This window comes from Rhodococcus sp. 06-235-1A, from assembly GCF_002258785.1.
In the GTDB taxonomy this organism is placed as follows: Bacteria; Actinomycetota; Actinomycetes; order Mycobacteriales; family Mycobacteriaceae; genus Rhodococcoides.
This window is the reverse complement of sequence record NZ_NOYI01000012.1, coordinates 328533-345455: the sequence shown is the minus strand read 5'-3', so window position 1 is coordinate 345455 and position 16923 is coordinate 328533. Positions and strand designations below refer to the sequence as shown.

15 protein-coding genes are annotated in these 16923 nt (G+C 63.8%); 10 read left to right on the top strand and 5 right to left on the bottom strand.

Translation table 11 applies throughout. From position 1 onward, the window contains the following. The first annotated feature begins 30 nt into the window (after window positions 1-30). The 3 genes from CH275_RS12060 to CH275_RS12050 are packed head-to-tail and all read left to right on the top strand — an operon-like array spanning window position 31 to window position 5676. Window positions 31-4437 carry an amino acid adenylation domain-containing protein gene (locus CH275_RS12060; protein WP_256990984.1) on the top strand — a complete coding sequence of 1469 codons (4407 nt, stop codon included), beginning with the start codon at window positions 31-33 and terminating at the stop codon, window positions 4435-4437. A gap of 50 nt (window positions 4438-4487) precedes the next feature. Further along, window positions 4488-4964, top strand: coding sequence for a DUF2231 domain-containing protein (locus CH275_RS12055; RefSeq protein ID WP_094678318.1), 477 nt, complete (start codon window positions 4488-4490; stop codon window positions 4962-4964). Further along, window positions 4957-5676, top strand: coding sequence for a VIT1/CCC1 transporter family protein (locus CH275_RS12050; RefSeq protein WP_032368639.1), 720 nt, complete (start codon window positions 4957-4959; stop codon window positions 5674-5676). The genes CH275_RS12055 and CH275_RS12050 overlap by 8 nt, the downstream gene beginning before the upstream one ends. A gap of 6 nt (window positions 5677-5682) precedes the next feature. On the opposite strand, the gene CH275_RS12045 is transcribed toward CH275_RS12050, so the two are convergent. Together CH275_RS12045 and CH275_RS12040 are read right to left on the bottom strand one after the other, a co-directional pair. After that, a complete protein-coding gene (locus tag CH275_RS12045) occupies window positions 5683-6564 on the bottom strand; it encodes a M56 family metallopeptidase (protein ID WP_094678316.1) in 882 nt (293 codons plus the stop codon). Further along, window positions 6561-6938, bottom strand: a complete 378-nt coding sequence (locus CH275_RS12040; protein WP_094678314.1) for a BlaI/MecI/CopY family transcriptional regulator — start codon at window positions 6936-6938, stop codon at window positions 6561-6563. The genes CH275_RS12045 and CH275_RS12040 overlap by 4 nt, the downstream gene beginning before the upstream one ends. 139 nt (window positions 6939-7077) lie before the next feature. On the opposite strand from CH275_RS12040, the gene CH275_RS12035 reads away from it, so the two are divergent. From CH275_RS12035 to CH275_RS12025, 3 genes are read left to right on the top strand one after another with little or no spacing between them, the layout of a single operon-like run. Next, the gene (locus CH275_RS12035; RefSeq protein ID WP_094678312.1) at window positions 7078-7932 is read left to right on the top strand and encodes a tryptophan 2,3-dioxygenase; all 855 of its coding nucleotides are present in this window, start codon (window positions 7078-7080) and stop codon (window positions 7930-7932) included. Then, a complete protein-coding gene (locus tag CH275_RS12030; protein WP_094678718.1) occupies window positions 7932-9140 on the top strand; it encodes a kynureninase in 1209 nt (402 codons plus the stop codon). Before CH275_RS12035 ends, CH275_RS12030 begins: the two co-directional genes overlap by 1 nt. After that, window positions 9121-9957, top strand: coding sequence for a PaaX family transcriptional regulator (locus CH275_RS12025; RefSeq protein WP_094678310.1), 837 nt, complete (start codon window positions 9121-9123; stop codon window positions 9955-9957). Before CH275_RS12030 ends, CH275_RS12025 begins: the two co-directional genes overlap by 20 nt. Here CH275_RS12025 and CH275_RS12020 read toward each other — a convergent pair. The 3 genes from CH275_RS12020 to gluQRS form a co-directional block, all read right to left on the bottom strand. After that, entirely contained in the window at window positions 9954-10697 is a 744-nt protein-coding gene (locus CH275_RS12020; RefSeq protein ID WP_032379950.1) for a queuosine precursor transporter, read from the bottom strand. The genes CH275_RS12025 and CH275_RS12020 overlap by 4 nt on opposite strands. Window positions 10698-10774: 77 nt before the next feature. After that, on the bottom strand, window positions 10775-11533 hold the full coding sequence (locus CH275_RS12015) for a hypothetical protein (protein WP_094678308.1): 759 nt from the start codon (window positions 11531-11533) through the stop codon (window positions 10775-10777). A gap of 104 nt (window positions 11534-11637) precedes the next feature. Beyond that, complete coding sequence (gene gluQRS / locus CH275_RS12010; protein WP_094678306.1) at window positions 11638-12498, bottom strand: tRNA glutamyl-Q(34) synthetase GluQRS; 861 nt, start codon at window positions 12496-12498, stop codon at window positions 11638-11640. A 1174-nt stretch (window positions 12499-13672) separates the two neighbouring features. Here gluQRS and CH275_RS12000 point away from each other — a divergent pair. The 4 genes from CH275_RS12000 to CH275_RS11985 all read left to right on the top strand — a co-directional run bounded on the left by CH275_RS12000 (window position 13673) and on the right by CH275_RS11985 (window position 16919). Then, window positions 13673-14539, top strand: a complete 867-nt coding sequence (locus CH275_RS12000; protein ID WP_094678304.1) for a 2OG-Fe(II) oxygenase — start codon at window positions 13673-13675, stop codon at window positions 14537-14539. A 110-nt stretch (window positions 14540-14649) separates the two neighbouring features. Continuing rightward, on the top strand, window positions 14650-15183 hold the full coding sequence (locus tag CH275_RS11995; protein ID WP_094678716.1) for a YbaK/EbsC family protein: 534 nt from the start codon (window positions 14650-14652) through the stop codon (window positions 15181-15183). A 404-nt stretch (window positions 15184-15587) separates the two neighbouring features. Further along, complete coding sequence (locus tag CH275_RS11990; RefSeq protein WP_143546757.1) at window positions 15588-16202, top strand: RNA polymerase sigma factor; 615 nt, start codon at window positions 15588-15590, stop codon at window positions 16200-16202. 174 nt (window positions 16203-16376) lie between these two features. Next, window positions 16377-16919, top strand: coding sequence for a hypothetical protein (locus tag CH275_RS11985; RefSeq protein WP_143546756.1), 543 nt, complete (start codon window positions 16377-16379; stop codon window positions 16917-16919). Window positions 16920-16923 lie beyond the last annotated feature (4 nt).

Sequence of the window (16923 nt, the reverse complement as noted above, 5' to 3'; positions counted from 1 at the left end):
GGGACCACCATGTTCGACGACGCCATACCTGTGAGTTCGTCCCAGGCCGACATCTGGCTGGCGCAGCAGTTCATGCCCGACGTACCGTTCTCCATTGCGTACTTCGTGGACATCGTCGGTGCCGTCGATGTCGACGCCTTGGTCGCCTGCGGTAGCCGGGCACATCGCGAGTTCTCGTCGTCGACCATGCGGGTTTTCGAGGTCGACGGCACTCCGATGCAGCGATTCGTGGACGCGGAGACCGAGGCAGTGGAGATTCTCGACTTCCGTGGACACGACCGTCCGGCAGAAAGAGCCCGACAGTGGATGAACGACGACTGTCGAACGCCCTTGTCGATCTACGGCCAGCTGGTGAGACTGCGCGTCCTCCGCGTCGAGGACGATCGCGTGTTCTGGTACACCAGAGCACACCATATTGCGCTCGACGGCTATGCCTCGATGAAGGTGCTCGAACGTGCGGCGGCCCTGTATGCCGCGGTGCAGGACGGCGTCGGGCCACCACGGATCGATCCGACCACACCGGCGGCACTTCTCGCCGAGGACGAGCGCTACCGCGCATCTGCCCGTGCCCTGCGCGATCGGGCGCACTGGGAGTCCGCTGACCTGGGTTACGGCGCACCGTGGGGCCGGAGTGCTCAGCCCGCGTCGGTGCCGATCGTCGTCGGGGAGGATCGGTCGATTTCTCCGACCGCTCGGGGTCATGCCACGTCGACCGTGGTGATCGCGGCGTTCGCCGCCTTCCACTCGCGCATGAACGATGTAGACGACGTCGATCTGTCGCTGCCGGTCTCGGCGCGGCCGACAGCAGTGCTGCGCGGAGCCGGGTCGTCGTTGTCGCATGTGGTGCCGTTGCGGTTGCCGGGCGCCGGATCGGCAACGGTGAACAACGTGATCAAGTCGGCCGAGGTGGCGATCGGTGCCGTCCTCCGACACCAGCGCAGCAGGCCGCCGGTGTCCGAGAGCGGGAATGCTCTGCGTGCAGGGCGTTTCGGTCCGACCATCAATGTGATGATGTTCGCGAACACCGTGGCCGTCGGGGACTTCGACGGCGAGATCAACATTCTGACCACGGGCCCGGTCTCGGATCTTGCCGTCAACATCTATCCCGGTCGAGGCGGAGCTCGTCCGCGCATCGACTTCGAAGCCAACCCTGCCGCGTACACGCCGAGCGACCTCGCTCGCCGCCACGAGCGGTTCCTGCACTTTCTCGATCATTTCGGCGAATCCGGTTGCGGGGACACCGCGGTGGCAGACCTCGACCTGTTCCTGCCCGGAGAGCCCGATGCAGTGCCCGCATCGGTGGGCGCGACCGTGGTCGAGCGTGGATCCCTGAACGACGTGTTCTCGACGGCAATTAAACAGCACGGCAATCGAATTGCGATTCAGGATGCAGATGTCTCGGTGACCTATGCAGAGTCGGCCGCGAGAGTCGACACACTTGCGTCCATATTGCGTGCCCGAGGAATCGGTACCGAGGATCGGGTCGCCGTGCGCATCGGCCGGTCCGTTGCGGGGATCGTCTCGTTCTGGGCAATCGCACGAGTTGGCGCGGTCTACGTTCCGGTCGACCCGAATCACCCCCGTGAGCGAGCGCAGTTCGTGGTGCGGGACAGCGGTGCGGTGTTGGGCCTGTGCACGGGCGGCGGCGGCGAGTTCGGTGGCGTGGAGTGGCTGGACCTCGATGCCGTTGTTGCAGAGGGAGACTTGGACGACGTTGTCGCGCCGACGGCACCAGGTCACGCGGCGTACGTCATCTACACCTCCGGGTCCACCGGCACCCCCAAAGGCGTCGTCGTCACCCACGGTGGCATCGCCGCTCTGGTACAACAGATCGGGAGCAGCTACCACCTCGACGTCGAGTCACGAGTCTGTCACCTCGCCTCGCCCGGATTCGACACCGCCATCGTCGAGGTGCTGGCCGCGGCAACCGCGGGCGCAGCAGTGGTGATCGCGCCGGCAGGGAGCTACGCGGGTGCCGAACTGACGGAACTGATTGCGCAGCAAGCAATTACACATCTCCTGATCACGCCCTCGGCGCTGGCCACGTTGGATCCCGCAGCGCTGTCGGGTGTCGGGACCATCATCATCGGTGGTGAGGCGGCACCGCAGGACACGGTGGACCTCTGGTCGGTGGGTCGCCGACTGCTCAACGCCTACGGCCCCACCGAAACGACGTGCAGTGTCACGATGACCGCGCCACTGACTCCGGGTAGCGCGGACGGAATCGGTCGAGCCATGGTGGGGGCGGTGATTCACCTTCTCGACTGCACTCTGCGGCCCGTTCCGTCGGGAGCAGTCGGCGAGATCTACATCGAGACTCCCGGCGTCGCGCGCGGATATCTCGGCCGCACCGCGGACACAGCGGCACGCTTCGCTGCGAACCCGTTCGGCAGCAACGCGAGTCGGATGTTCCGCAGTGGAGATCGGGCGCGTCTGCGCGGCGACGGCACGCTCGAGTTTCTCGGTCGCACCGACGATCAAATCAAGATCCGGGGAAATCGCGTCGAACTGGGCGAGGTCGACGCGGCGTTGCGGGCCTGTCCGAACGTCGCTGCGGCATCATCGGCTCTGCGCCGCAGTCACACTGGGGATCTGCGTATCGACGGGTATGTAGTAGCCGCACCCCACGGACACCTGCTCGACACCGAGCGCATCCGCCAGGATCTCACCAGGCGCTTGCCTGCCCACATGGTGCCGTCGACGCTCTCTGTTCTCGACGAGATTCCGCTGACGATCAATCGGAAGGTCGACCGCGGCGCACTTCCTGCGCCGGACCTCACCACGTCGATGACCGGCGCCCGAACCGAGCCGGCCGGTGCCACCGAGGAGATGGTGGCGGCAGCGTTCGCGCGTGTGTTCGGCAGGGGCGGCATCGATTGCGCTGCTTCGTTCTTCGACCTCGGAGGCGACTCGCTGGCGGCGACCAGGGTCGTGTCGATGGTGCGGGCGAAGGCCGCGGTGGACATCGGTGTGCGTGACCTCGCCGGCGCCCCGTCCGTTCAGGCCTTGGCAGCATGTGTAGACGAGCGTCGGCTCACAGGGCGGCAGCAGAATTCGCGGCCTGAACGCGGGACGTCGGCTGGAGTATCCGCAATCCCACTCGCGCCGCAGCAACGCCACATCGATCGAAATGCGCAGCTACCGCTGTACAACCTGCCGTTCACGGTCACGATTTCCGGGGAGTTCCACTCGGCGGCGGCCTCGCAGGCTTTGGCCGACCTGATCGATCGACACAGCACCTTGCGCACGCGGTACCCGGATGTCGACGGGGTTCCGGCGCAGGTCGTCGAGCCGGATTCGGCGAGGGCGGTACCGAACCTCGACGTAGTCGACTTCGACGACGCCGCAGTGGTGGAGACCCTAGAGCACCCCTTCGACGTGCGCACCGAGTTCGCGATCCGAGCTCGACTGTTCGCAGTCGAGTCCGATCATCACGTGCTCGCGTGCGCTGTCCACCACAGTGCAGCGGACGGTTGGTCGCTGGGGCTGTTGGCGTCGGACTTCGTCTTGGCCTATCGCGCCAGGATTGCCGGCAGCGCACCCTCGTGGGCCGAATTGCCGCTTCAGTACGCCGATTACAGCGTCTGGGCCGCCGAGCGCGACGTGTCGGGCGATCTCGACTTCTGGCGCGCGGAGTTGGCGGACACACCCGGCTCGAGGGACTTGCCGTTGGACCGCCCTCGCACGCAGGACTGGAACTTCTCCGGTGCCCGCACCTCGCTTCGGTTCGACGCGGACGCCACCGAGAGAATGACCGATCTGGCACAGCGCTGCGGGACAAACCGATTCACCGTGCTGCGCGCAGCACTGTTGATCCTGCTCGCCCAGACGACGGAAGCCACCGACATCGTCATCGGAACCCCGGTTGCCGGTCGGGACGACCCGAGACTCGAGCAACTTGTCGGTACCTTCACCAACACCGTCGCCATCCGGACGAACATCGCGGCCGCATCGACCGTCGAGGACGTCGTGCAGTCGGCCCGAGCGAGTGAACTACTGGCCTTCGACCATGCATCGGTGCCGTTCGAGGATGTCGTCGCCGATCTCGCTGCTGACTCGGTGGATGGGCGGCACCCGATCTTTCAGGTGGCGCTGTCGTTGGACGTTTTTGCGACCCAGACGCTCACTATGGGGGACGTTCGCTTCGAGATCACGCCTCGGCCGATCGACATCGCCAAGTGCGATCTCCATTTTCACGTCACCGAACATCGAGACGGTGAAGGTAAGGCAGGAGTGGAGCCCGCGGAACGACCCAGGGGCGCTATCGAGGCTGCGGTCGATATCGTCTATCCCACGGCATTGTTCGACGCGAATACCGTTGTTGCACTGGGTCAGCGGCTCGAGCAGATCGTGCATGCGATGGTCGCAGGACCGACCTCGCCGTGGCGAGATATGACAGCACTCGAACCGTCGGCGCAACTACTACATGGTGTGTAGCATGTGCGGTGCGTGACGTGCACGCGACTTCGACGCCAGCAGGAGAACGCATGTCCACCTTCAACGGCCTACCGGCCCACATTCTGCTCGTTCACTTCATCGTGGTCCTGGCACCGCTCACTGCGATCCTCGCTATCGCCGCCAGCATCTGGTCCGGTGTACGCAGCAGGCTCGTGTGGCTGATCGCAGCCCTGGCGGTGTTCACGCTGGTACTGACGCCGCTGACGACCGAGGCGGGCGAGTGGCTGGAGAAGCGCGTACCCAAGACCGCGGCGGTCGAACAGCACACCGAGATCGGCGACTGGATGATCTACTTCTCCGTCGGTCTGGTCGTCGTCGCCGCGGCACTCGTGTTCCTGCATCTGGGTGAGCGTCGCGGCAACGCGCCCGTGCGGTGGCAGTCGATTGCCGTGATGGTCTTGGCAGTGGTGATCGGAGCGACCACAATCGTCCAGGTGTACAGAATCGGTGAGTCCGGCGCTCGCGCCGCGTGGGACGACGTATCGGCGACGGCCGGCGATGAGTGAGCCCGAGCCGAGCCTGCACGAGCACGAACCGCACGGAGCTCTCTCCGGTCGACTGAACTGGCTACGGGCCGGGGTGTTGGGTGCGAACGACGGCATCGTGTCCACCGCGGGTCTGGTCGTCGGGGTCGCGGCGGCCACCACCGATCGTGGGTCGCTGCTGACCGCGGGCGTTGCCGGCCTTGTCGCGGGAGCGGTGTCCATGGCACTCGGGGAGTACGTCTCGGTGAGCACACAACGTGACGCCGAGCGTTCGCTGTTGATCAAGGAACGCCGCGAACTCGACGAGCAACCCGAGCAGGAACTGGCGGAGCTCGCGGCACTGTACGAGGCCAAGGGCCTCTCGGCCGACACTGCTCAGACCGTTGCTCGCGAACTCACCGAACACGATCCGTTTGCCGCACACGTGGACGTCGAATTGGGAATCGACCCCGATGCGCTGACGAATCCGTGGCAGGCGGCCGCGTCGTCGGCGGTGTCGTTCATCAGTGGTGCGCTCTTGCCGTTGCTCTCGATCCTCCTTCTGCCTGCTTCGCAACGTATCCCGGTCACGTTCGTCGTCGTGTTGCTGGCTCTGGCGTTGACCGGAACTATCAGCGCACGCCTCGGTGGCGCGCCGAGTCGCCCGGCGGTGACTCGAATCGTGATCGGTGGTGCGATCGCGATGGCCGTCACCTATGCGATCGGCCAACTTGCCGGCGTCGCAGGCATCTGACCGAGGTCAGCGGAAGATCGAGGTGGCGACTTCTCCGGTTTCGGGTGCCACCACATCTTGGACGACGTCGATCAACGCCGCCGAGATGACGGTGAACGCGAGGACGAGAACCAGTCCGGCGGCGAGGATTCCGCGATCGGGGTGGTGTCGTGGTGGTTCGCTCAGTGCCTGTACGCGGCGCACGACGTCGCCGCCGGTACTGGCGAGAGTGTGGGTTCCCTGGTCGAGATGGCTCCGAAGCAGAGCAGTTCTGGCGATGGCAGACAACGCATCTCGACGGCCGAGCGCCGCGGCGCTCTCGTCTGCTTGACGCTCCGCCGCGTGCCGCACCTTGGCGGTCAACGGCCCGAGAATAGGATCGATCAGGGCTGCGATCTCGCACATCTGGATCCACACGCTGTGACGGTGCCGCAGGTGAGCGCGCTCGTGTTCGATCACCGCATGTAACTCGTTGTCCGACAGCGCTTCAGCCAAACCGGTGGTGATCACGACGGCACCTCCACCTGAGGGGACGGCAAAGGCGTCGGGAACATCGGAGTCGACCACGACGATGCCGCCTGTCGCTCGCGCCTCCTCACCGAATTCGGATGCGATGGACGTGCTGGCCACAACGCGTCGAACATGGCGGGTCACCTCGACCGAGCGCCAGAACATCCACGCGCAGATCACAATTCCGAGCGACACCCACACAACCTGAGCCGACGCCAGAAGAACCGCGGCAAGCGCTGCCAGGGATGCGACAATTGCAAACGCGGTGACCATCGACAGGATGGGGAGCAGAACCACGGCGGTCGACGGGTTGAGTCGGCGGTCGATGTGCTCGGCTCCGAATCGAAGCAGCAGCGACAGCACCCACGGCAGCGCGGCAACGACCAGGAGCAGAGTCATCGATGTTGCTCGGCTGCGTCCGATTTGGCGAGTAGCTCTCGCAGCGTAGCCTCGTCCTCGGGATCGAGTGCGGCAACGAAGCTGGCCAGTACGTCGGCGCGTTCGGCTCTCGCGCCGAGTTCGGTGCGCATCCGCATCGCGGCCCGAAGTGCGGGGATTTCGTCGACCGGGGCGTTGAGGGTGTAGACGAAGGAACGCCCGCGTCGCTCGCGATCGACGAGGCCTTTGCCGTGCAAACGCACCAGCGCGGTCATGACCGTCGTGTGAGCGAGCTCCGAGCCCAGATGCTCGCGGGCCTGGGCCACCGACAATTCCGTGTGCTCGCCGAGCAACTCGAGGATCGACTCCTCCAACTGTCCGGACGCTCTACGCACTGCGATTCCTCACTCGGGTTGTTACTTCGAGGATAGGCGACGGGTGGCATTCGCGAAACCGGAATATGTCGTGGATCTAGCGAGCGGCACGATTCCGTAATACGGTGGACTCACCAGCCCACCACATCGAGGACGATCCATGAGCGTCGAAGCCAATACTCGCGCGATAGAGAAGACTGTCGTCACCGACTTCAGTGACCGCATGAGCTACGGCTCCTACCTGGACCTCGACACGTTGCTCAGCGCCCAGAAGCCGGTGAGTACCCCGGAGCACCACGACGAACTGCTGTTCATCATCCAGCACCAGACCACCGAGCTGTGGCTCAAGCTGGTGCTGCACGAGACGCTGGCCGCGCGGGCGGCTCTCGATGCCGACGACATCGGCACCGCGCTCAAGTGCGTGGCCCGGGTCAAACACATCCAGAAGACGCTGACCGAGCAGTGGTCGGTGCTGGCCACACTCACCCCGACGGAGTACTCCCAGTTCCGCGACTTCCTCGGCAACTCCTCGGGCTTCCAGTCCTATCAGTACCGGGCCGTGGAGTTCGTGCTGGGCAACAAGAATGCGGGCATGCTGACGGTCTTCGAGTCGGATCCGGCTGCGCATGAGCTGCTTTCGACCTTGCTGCACGAACCGAGCCTGTACGACGCCTTCTGGCAGTCGCTGGCGCGGCAGGGCTACGACGTACCGGCATCGGCCCTCGACCGTGACGTCACGACGGCATACACGTTCAACGAGGACCTGATGCCGTTGATCAAGTTCGTCTACGAGAACCACACCGAACATTGGGCGGTGTACGAGGCATTCGAGGAACTCGTCGACTTGGAGGAGAACTTTCAGCTCTGGCGCTTCCGGCACATGCGCACGGTGCTGCGCACCATCGGAATGAAGAGCGGAACCGGAGGGTCGAGCGGCGTCGGGTTCCTGCAGAAGGCACTCGAACTCACGTTCTTCCCCGAATTGCTGGCTGTCAGAACGGACATCGGACGATGATGGAACGCGCAGACGAACTCGACGAGAAGGATCCGCTCCGGAGCTATCGCGACAAGTTCCTCGGTAGCGACGACCCGTCGATCACCGCGTATCTCGACGGAAACTCGCTGGGCCGGCCCACCAAGGCAAGCGTCGAACGGATCAACACCTTCATGACCCAGGCCTGGGGCGGACGCCTCATCCGCGGCTGGGACGAGCAGTGGTTCGACCTCCCCGTCACCATCGGCGACGCCCTGGCCGACGCCACCCTCGGAGCAGCGGCCGGCCAGACCACCATCGGCGATTCGACGACGGTACTGCTGTACAAGCTCGCACGGGCGGCGATCGCCATGCGGTCCGGCCGCACCGAGATCGTCATCGATCGGGACAACTTTCCGACGGATCGATACCTGCTCGAAGGCATTGCGGCAGAGATGAATATGACGCTCCGGTGGATCGAGACGGACCGCCGCGGTGGCGTCACGCCGGAACAACTTGCCGAGGTCGTGGGGGAGAACACCGCCCTGGTGGTGATCACCCACGTCGCCTACCGTTCCGGCTTTCTCGTCGACGTGGCCGAGGCAACGCGAATCGCGCACGCAGCCGGCGCTCTGATGCTGCTCGATGTGTGTCATTCCGTCGGATCGGTACCGATGGAATTCGATTCCTGGGGAGTCGATCTGGCCGTCGGGTGTACGTACAAGTACCTCAACGGCGGTCCCGGATCACCGGCGTTCGCGTACGTGCGTAGCGATCTTCAGGGCGATTTCGTCCAGCCGATCTGGGGGTGGATGGGCCGGGCCGATCCGTTCGAGATGGCGCAGGGTTATGTTCCGGCACAGGGTATTCGACGGGTCATCAGTGGCACACCGTCGGTGTTCGGCATGATCGCGATGCAGGACACCATCGAGATGATCGCCGAGGTGGGTATGGATGCAATACGTGCGAAGTCCGTTGCACTGACCGAAAACGCCCTCGAGCTCGTCCGAGAGATGCTGGTTCCGCTCGGGGTGGAGATCGCCTCACCGGAGGACTCGAATCGACGCGGTGGGCACATCACCATCGACCATCCCGAGTTCAAGGCGATCACCGCTCGTCTGTGGGAGAAGGGCGTCATCCCGGATTACCGCGCGCCGCAGGGTATTCGCCTGGGATTGAGCCCACTGAGCACTTCGTACCGCGAGGTGCATCTGGGAATCGTGGCGATTCGTGACGAACTCCGCGCCTAGCACTGCCGGGGCCATCCTCGACGACTTCGACTCTCGTCCGGGCAGTGCCACCTCGCTCGTGCGCACGGTGCTCGGGGCCTATGTCCGACCTCTCGGAGGCTGGTTCGCCATCGCCGATTTTGTCGTCTGGCTGGACGCGCTCGGAGTGCCGTCGGAGAGCACACGCATCGCGGTGGCCAGGCTGAAGAAGAAGGGTGTCGTCGAATCGAGCAATCGAGACGGCCGACCCGGCTATCGCATCACCGAGCAGGCCGACGCGATGTTCGCGCGCGGTGACGGACGGATCTTCGGCTTCCGGCGGATGGCCGAGGGTGATCCGTTTCGGCTCATCTCGTTCACCATTCCAGAGACGCAACGTGCGGCCCGACACCAACTGCGTCGTCGACTGACCGGAATAGGCTGCGGCACAGTCTCACCGGGTCTGTGGATTGCACCGGAGTATCTCGCGGCCGAGGCCGCTGCCATCGTCGACGCGTTGGAATTGTCGCAGTACGTCACGACGTTCGTCGCGTCCGATATCGCACCTCCCGCCACTCTGAGTGAGAGTGCCGAGCATTGGTGGGATCTGGCCGGCATCGCCGATCGTCATCGGGCATTTCTCGACGCCTTCGATGGCGGATCCCCGGCTCGGAATTCCCGCGACGCGTTTGTCACGTTCGTGCCGTTGCTCGACGAATGGCGCGTCATTCCCTACGTCGACCCCGGTCTTCCACCGTCCATGACCCCGGAAGACTGGCCGGGCACCCGGGCCGTCGCCACGTTCGAGACGGCCCGGGAGCGCTACTTCGACCTCAGTATGGGATGGGTCGCGTCCTAGCCATCCTGGTACGACGGCTCGCGCTTCTTGATGTACGAGATGACCCGGTACGTGATCGGCATGACGATGACCTCGGCGAGTGTCTTCCACAGGAATCCGACGATGACGTAGTTGATGAAGTCCGTCCAGGTGCTGATGCCGATGACTCCGGCGGCGATGGAGCAGAAGATCAGGGTGTCGAAGAACTCGCCGACGATGGTCGACCCGATCAGTCGCGCCCACAGGTGCTTTTCCTTGGTGCGTTCCTTGATCTTGACCAGAACGACGGAGTTGAGAAGCTGCCCGACGGTGTAGCCGGCGAGACCGGCGAGGACGAGTCGGGGGACGACGCCAACGACGCTCTCGAGGGCGGCCTGGTTCTCGTAGAACGAGGCGGCGGGGAGTTCGATGGCAATCCAGAAGCACACCGAGGTGAGCAGCAGGGAGCCGAAACCGAGGTAGATCGCGCGGCGCGTGGCTTTGAAGCCGTAGACCTCGCTGAGCACGTCGCCGAGGATGTAGGCGAGGGGGAAGAGAAAGAATGCGCCGTCGGTATTGATCGGCAGGATTTGGAACGGTCCGAGCATGACGTCGGACGAGGCGAAGAAGGCGACACCTTTGCTGGCGGCCACGTTCGAGATCAGCAGCGTCGCCACGAAGAGCGCGACGATGGGGGCGTAGTACCCCTTGCTGATGTGAGCGAACGTGGCCTGCCCAGACTCTGTGCCGCCGTCGGGGGCGGTGTGTTCGGTAGTAGTCACCTCTGAATCCAAGCACCGAGACGACGATGGGCGCGAATCCCGGGGAGGGATGCGCGCCCATCGAGGCGGATGACAGGTCAGGCGACGCGGCCACGCACCGTCACGCGGTAGGCGTAGGTTCCGGCGATGATCGTGATCGGAATCGTCACCAGCAGACCGAGGCCGACCGGGATCACACCGACGATGTTGAGGCCGAACAGGGCGAGCGCGAGCACGAAGATCGTTCCACCGTTCGACGCGATCGCCTGGGCGCTGGCCTTGATGGCAGGAATCGGCTCGTCGCCGCGGTCGATGACGAACTGGAAGGTCCACCACGTGAAGAACGTGATGACGAGTCCGGGAATGACCAACAGGATGTAGCCGATGCCGGTTGCGATGCCGACGAGGATGCCCGCGACGACGATGGCGAAGACATTGTTGAACTGGAAAAAGGACCCGAACGCGGGCTTGATCCCGTCCACCTCGTGCAGAGCGCCGCGGACGAGTGCCGCCTGGATGAGTAGTGCGACCACACCGACGATGACACTGAAGATCAAGCTGACGAAGAAGCTGTCGGAGCGCAACACGAAGTTCAGCACGCCCTGGATGATCGCGGCGATCAGGACGATGCCGATCCAGACGAGTGGGTTCTGCGTGAACTTCTTCCAGGCGTATCCAATGGCCGTTCCGACGGACAACTGCGTCGGCATCGGTGAGTTACCGAACGACGGAGGCGGCGGGTAGTTGCCCTGTGGGGGTGGTGGGTAGTTGCCCGGCGGTGGATAGCCGCCCTGTGGCGGTGGATAGCCGCCGGGGTTCTGGGGATCCTTGTCGGGGTCGTAGCCGCCTGAGGTCATTGTGTCCTTCTCCCTCGGGAAGAGTTGTCGCGGTCACTGTACGTCCGATTCGTCCCCCAATTGGGTCCCGTCGCGTTGCAACGTGATCTCGATGGGTTGGTAGGTCAGAGATTTGCGGGGTCGAACACCCACGGTTCGCGGGGCACCAGTGTCGGCTTCCACTGCTCGAGGAGTTCCTCGGCGTTCTTCGCATTCGGCACACCGAGGGAGGCGGTGATGAGCGGCCACGCGTCGGGTCGCTCGCGCAACGTCACCGCGCCGTCACGTTTGGCCAGACGCTTGCCCTCGACATTGAGCGCGAGGGGAACGTGGACGTACGTCGCGGGGGTGAGGCCGAGGAGCTGAGCCAGATATCCCTGTCGCGGTGCGGAGGTGAGCAGGTCGTCGCCGCGCACGATCTGGTCGACGCCTTGCGCGCCATCATCGACGACGACGGCGAGGTTGTAGGCGGGGACACCGTCGGAGCGGCGAAGGACGAAGTCGTCCACTTGGCCTCGGAAGAGTCCGTGCAGCTGGTCGACGATGGTGAATTCGGTTACCTGCGAACGTAATCGGATGGCCGGTGGGCGGTCCTTCGCTGCTTTTTGGTCTGCAGTGAGATCGCGGCAGGTTCCGGGATAGGCGCCGTCGGGAGCATGCGGGGCCGATGCGGCCTGTTGGATTTCCCGACGCGTGCAGAAACATTCGTACGTCAGCCCGGCGGCGGTGAGCGTGCGAATCGTGGCGTCGTAGATTTCCCGACGCTCGGATTGCCGCATGATCGGACCGTCCCAGTCGAGTCCGATGGCGGCGAGGTCGTCGAGTTGGCGTTGCTCCGAGCCGGCTTTCACGCGATCGAGGTCTTCGACGCGCATCTCGAACCGTCGTTCGGTGGAGCGGGCGAAGAGCCAGGCCAGTAATGCGGTTCGTAGATTGCCGAGATGGAGATCGCCCGAGGGACTGGGGGCGAAGCGTCCGGCGCGCATGAGTACATCGTAGTTTTAGATTCGTTGAGCACTGGCGTGGCGGGCGGTGCACGGCCGTCGGTCGCCGTTTCCGCCAGAAGCTCTGATCTGGATTCTCGCAAGACCGACTGGATCAAGGTGTCGTATATTGCATTTTCTGCGCCATCTCAGCTGAAAGGCCAGTACAACGCAGGGTTGCTCTGCGGAATGTCTGGGTCCGCGTTGGCCGCCGATATGACTTCCACCAGGCCGGACGTGCGGTGAGCATTGCCGCGGACAGACCCGAGACCGTCAGATCGGCGGCTGTCGAGCCGGAGTTACCGCCGGCCGCCGTGAAGAGGGCCCCGGGCGCGCCTTGCAGTCTTCCGGCTCCGAGGGAACTTGCTGGACTTGCGCGGCAGCGTGGCAACGCTTCACCACCTGGCGCGAGGCGAATGATCACGTGACGTTGCCGGCGCACCCAATCACTGTCGCCGCGTAGTTGGTCGATGCCGCCGACATCCGCAACGAAACGGGGGAGAGGGCCTACGCCGCGGCCACCTTCGGTACCCAGACCGCGGCGACCAACCATCAGCATCGCACCACAGGCCATCTGTCGCCGTCTGCGCACGAGCTCGTCACCACGACACTGTCCGGGATTCGGCGGGAGTACTCCCACCCGACATAGGTTGATTCAAGCGGCTCGTACGCAGCGCACCTGACGGAGTTCGATTCAAATGATCCCGTCCAACTTCCAGCGACCTCGATCTGGGCCCGGGGCGAGAGGGACTGGTGGTGGAGGAGGCGGCAGAGCCGGACGGTCTGACGGTGACACGTGGCTGAACGTCGATTCCGCCGGCGGCTCTGAGGACGTTGTGCGCATTTTCGAGACGCAGGCCAGCAACATTCGGTAGCAGTGGATCGTCACCAGTCGCGCACGAGACAAGTGCCGCGACGGCCGTGACAACTACGGATGCTGCCACGACTGCACGCCGAGCCCCAGAGGCCGGATTGCTGACGTCGACACGGTTCACCTCGAATAACGAACTCACCTGCTCGCTTCCTTGATCTCCCTGCTACCTCCGTGGTGACAGGCCCTCAATCTCGTCGATTCAAGCACGACATCTCGGACTATGCAGTCGGAGTATCGCGGGTGAATGAACCTTGGCATATCTGGTGCCGACATCCAGGATGTCGCCTACAGGAGGAAATCACGATGCCTGCTTCTTTGACCAACAGCTCATTACCCGACACGCGGTCCACACCCGTGATGTCATCGAGCGAGAGGTTTCCGGCCGTCGCCTTGAAAGAGGCAACTCTGCGGGAGCTGCTGCTCAGCCATTCGACCAACGCTCTACACCACCTGCCCAAAGCGCTTCCCGAGTGGTACTGCGATGCAGCAGTTGCAGCAATGGGTTCGTTGAGCTTTGACGCTTACGAGAAGACCGTGGGCTCCGAGGATTACGATCCGATCCTCAAGTACGGCCCTACTGTCTTCGACTATGCCGGTGGTCATAACTTCACCGAGTACTTCACCTCCGCTCGTGACGACGCGGAGCGAGGTTCACGTGCCTTCGCGGCGGCAGGTGTTGCTAATCCCCAGTCCATTGCCTTGCGTGCTTTGCGGCGCGCCTGGGGCGGTGAGGTCCACATTGCCGTGGAGCCGGATGACACCGGGCCGTATCGTCCCTACTTCGCCGGGGTCATCCGCGATATCGCGGGGGGTGCTCTACCCCACGTCGACGACGCGGCGACGGAGACGCCCGAGCTCGCCATCGGCAATGTGGTCGCACAAGCCAGCTTGCTGTTCTACCTGCAGGTACCCGCCGAGGGCGGCGGCTTGAGGGTGTACGACAGGACTGCAACCGAGGAGGACTGGGCCAAGATGCGTGGGTACGGCTTTGATCCGTCTGCGGTCGCCGGGCGCACGTTCAACGGGGTTACCCCTGGGGTTGGTAGTGCTGTCTTGTTTCGGACGACGCAGATTCACTCGGTCGATCCCGTGATCGGCGCGGGCCGGCGGGTCACCTGGTCGACCTTCATCGGTTTGACCGAGTCCGGCGATTTGATTCTGTGGAGTTGATTCACCTGTGAACCGTTGATCTGCGATGCGGCGCCCGCGTGTCGTGGGCGCCGCATCGGGCGGTCGGCGCCGAACACAACGCCACGAGCAATCAGTTCAGGAGAAGCGATATGACTGCACCAGTCTCGTACGAAGCCATTACCTTGCCCGGCACCTCGGCCAGCGCCGTCGGGGCTCCGCCCCCGGTCAGCGCTGCACTTCGAAAGGTCCCCCATCACGCCTTCATCGTCGATCCGGCCGCCGCCGACACCGCTGCGTTTCTCGATCGGTATCGGTGGCCGGCTCGAGCTGCCGCGAACACCATCATCGTGGTCGCGAAGAGCGGCGAGACGGCCACGTACGCAGTGTGCGTGGCGCTCGCGACGACACGCCTGGACGTGAACAAAGTGGTCAAGAAGGTGTTGGACGCCCGCAGGGTGTCGTTCGCGCCGATGGACTACGCAGTGTCCGCGACGGGGATGGAACACGGGTCGATTACACCCTTCGGTACGCCGCCGGACTGGCCAATTCTAGTGGACCCACGAGTGCTCGAGGCAGGTGCTGTGGTCATCGGTGGTGGGCGGCGACAACTGAAGGTCGTCGTCGACGGCCGAAGCCTGGCGGCCATTCCGCACGCTCTTGCCATCGCCGGTCTCGCTGTGTAGCGCTGAGCCTTCGAGAGGTTGGTGACGACATTCAAGTCCTCAGCCAAGGTCACCTCGCGGTGACTCGAAGGAAGGTCGTTCCGATGGCTCGTCGCAACGAATGAAAGTCCCTGCTCGCCGCCGCCGAAAGAGCGGGGTGGACGCATCGATCGTGTAAGCACGGTTTGTACGTCTTCCCGCCCACCGAGGTGATGCGTCCGATCGTTCTCGGTGGCGGTCCTCAGTGATCATCGTTCCTATATGGGCACCCGCGCTTCCCTCCGTCGCGCCGGTGTGACCGGGATCTGAGCCAGCCTGGTAGGCCCGGACTGCGAATGCTCACCCGACAGTCCGGGCTACACCAAGTGTGATGGCCATCACCATCGGACCAATGAACCTCGTGCTCTACGCAATCGACTACCTGATTGACCCGCGAAAACCGTGCTTGCGTTGTACAACTGTTCGACCCGAACGGAAGAAAGATGCACATGACACACAGTGAACACCGGTTGGAAAGTTTCGAGGAGTACTACGGATATACACCCGCCCATTTGACCATGCGAGTGCACAGTCAAGTCTTGAGATGGGGGCTGAGCTGGGCGGATGCCGAAGACGTCACGCAGGAGACGATGGTGGCACTGGTCACCACAATGCAGAGACTGCCGCAGATAGAATTCCACATAAGCGTAATAGCGTGGGTCTACGGGGTCGCCGCCCATAAGTTCAGGGACCATCTGAACAGGAAGGAGAGGATTCCGAAACCACATCCCGATCTGGATCAGTTGGATTTCGCGCACCTCGATGATGTGTCCGCGATCGACGACGACGTCGTCGCGCGGGCCACTGAAGTCCTTTCAAGACTCGATCTTTCTCCGCGGCGGCGGCAAGTGGCCGACATGTTGTGGAATCCGTGGGATCTCGATTTCAACGCGGTTCCTCAAGCCTTCGTCGCCAAGGAACTCGGAATGGCACTCGGCACGGTCAAGTCCACCGTCAGTGCCATCAAGGCCCAGTTTCGCACTGCCCTGGCGGTGGATTGAGGCGATGAAGACCACTGCCGGAAACAAACTCCAATATCCACACCGCGACGACCACTTCATCGCACCGGAAAGCGAAGCATAATGAACAACAGCACTTCAGGCACCTACGACCCCAGCGAAAACGCTCGGCGGGCAGAAATCACTGAGCGGCTCGCGGAGGCTGCGGACCGCGCTATGAACAAGGACCCCGTCGCTGACGCAGCGGAGGCCGACATGATCGAACGGATCCTGGGCAACCTCGGCCTCCGCACGTCGACCGTTCCTGATGAACTCCGAGACGACGCCCTGGCGGGCGTTGTCTCGGAGTGGTCCGACTCCTCCGCTGCCTTGGTCTCGAACCACCGAGGCACGAGCCCCGGTGCCGGCACCATCTCCGTCACCTCCACTGGCGAGTTGAACAATGTGTTCGACGCCGGCCCCGGTGAGCTCTCAGCCAGTATCGAGGTGACGACTCCTGAGGCAGACACCTCCCGCGTCACGGTGACTATCGGCATACCCTCAGCCCCCAACTTCGACGTGCTCGCGGAAATAACCGTCCGCGGATGGACCACGACATTGCGGTTCCCTCTGCAGGTGAGCAACCACGGTTCCGACGACTTTGCGCTGTACGAACTGCACGGCGCGGCAACAGTGTTGGCACGTGACCTCCCCGACCCCGCTTACATCACAGGGATACGACTTGCTCAGTTCAACCGCTCCCTCGACTCCCAGGAATGACCGC